At 70.4% G+C, this 1,596-nt stretch carries 1 protein-coding gene and 1 pseudogene; one reads left to right on the top strand and one right to left on the bottom strand.

Annotated features, from left to right (window positions below; translation table 11 throughout):
• The coding region (locus OJ997_RS36205; RefSeq protein WP_270030341.1) for a metal-dependent transcriptional regulator at window positions 1–665 on the bottom strand (665 nt) is incomplete at its 3' end.
• A gap of 113 nt (window positions 666–778) precedes the next feature.
• On the opposite strand from OJ997_RS36205, the pseudogene OJ997_RS36200 reads away from it, so the two are divergent.
• Window positions 779–1,596, top strand: a pseudogene (locus OJ997_RS36200) (hypothetical protein); the annotation flags it as partial.

Genomic DNA, 1,596 nt, shown 5'->3' with positions numbered 1-1,596 from the left:
CGCGCCGCGCGATCGGCGATGAACTGCTCGCCGTCGCCCGCGATCTGGATCTTGCGATGACCCGCCGCCGGCTGGATGTCACGCACCTCGACCTTCGCGCCGGGCGCGAGGCCTTCGGCCGCGAACCACGACAGCAGACCGCCGTCCTGCTCGGTCAAGCGAACGATCTCTCCGGAGTCTCCCGCGGCCAGATCGGCCAGGCTGACGAGCTCGCGGCTCTCTTCGCGATCCTGCTGCGGCGCGACCGGCCAGCCGTGCGGGCAACGCTCCGGATAGCCAAGCTTGGCGTGGAGCCGTTCAACCATGTCATCCGTGAACGACGCGGCCACGCGCGACGCGTGCTCGTGCGCCTCCGCGGGGTCGTAGTCGAGCATGTCCGTCAGGAACCGTTCCACGATCCGGTTGCGCCGGACGACCTGCTCGGCCCGTTCGGTGCCGGCCGCCGTGAGCACCAGCTCACGACCGGTGCCGCGCTCCAGCAGCCCCTCTGCAGTGAGCCGCTTGAGCATCTCGCCGACCGCCGTGCGTGACACGCCGAGCGCGTCCGCGACCCGCGCCGCGATCGCGGCGGGAGCCTTCGCCGGCTCGTACACGCCCACAGGCGAGACCAGCAGGTGGATCGCCTCAAGGTAGTCGTCGATCGAGTGTCCGTGGGGCTTGCTCATCCTGCACAAGCATAGTGCTCGGAATCTGACCTCACCAAACTTGCCACTGCTTGTTAGGGTTGGTTGACGATATGCGACGGACCCTCGTAACGATCCTGGCGACTGCTGCGACCTTGGCGATTGCTACCCCCGCGTCGGCCGGCACGTTGGACGTCCCGAACGCGTGCTTCTGGAGCCTCAACTCCACGTGGCAGACGCAGAACATCGATCTCACGGGGACGAGCACCCCCAATCCGCTCGCGCCCGGCTCAGGGCTCACGCTGACGGGTGCGTCGGCGCATTCGCGCCTCCCGGACTGGGTCGGTCCGACGGGGGCGGGAGCGGGCATCCTCAAGCCGGGGCCGAACGAGCTCCCGACGAAGGTGTGGCTCGCGCTGGCCGCCGACAACACGGCGCAGGCCGTGCAGGTGCTGGTCCTGGACACCGTCGCGCGCACGACGGTCACCGACAACGGGGACGGCACCTACTCCGCGACCCCGATCGACGTGACCCTGCCGCTGCCGGACACGTCCTGGACCGCCGGTGGCGTCGGCACGGTCGGGTTCCGCCAGGGAGGAGCTGGCACTCTGCCGCCGATTCCCGCGGGCCGCGGCGGCGCGATGATCACGCCGAAGGGCAGCGTGTTCATCTCCGTCACGACGTCGGTCGGCGTCCCGCTGCAGATCGACTGCCAGCCCGGCAATCCGTCGGCCGACCGGTACTCAGTCGTCCCGGCCACGGCGGGGGCGTTCGAGTCGGTTCCGGTGCAGAGCGGCGCGTCCGCCGTGCCCGCGCCGAAGCCCCAGCCCGCGGTCGCGGTGCGCTCGACGTCGCTGAAGGCCGCCGGTCGCACCGTCAAGGTCGCGCTCTCGTGCACCGCCGCCGACTGCAAGGGCGCGGTGACGCTGAAGGCCGGTTCGACGTCGCTGGCGGCGAAGAAGACGTACTCGCT

Source organism: Solirubrobacter phytolaccae, from assembly GCF_027587195.1.
Classification (GTDB): domain Bacteria; phylum Actinomycetota; class Thermoleophilia; order Solirubrobacterales; family Solirubrobacteraceae; genus Solirubrobacter; species Solirubrobacter phytolaccae.
Note: the sequence above shows the minus strand (reverse complement) of the source record. Positions and strands in the feature narration are given on the sequence as shown.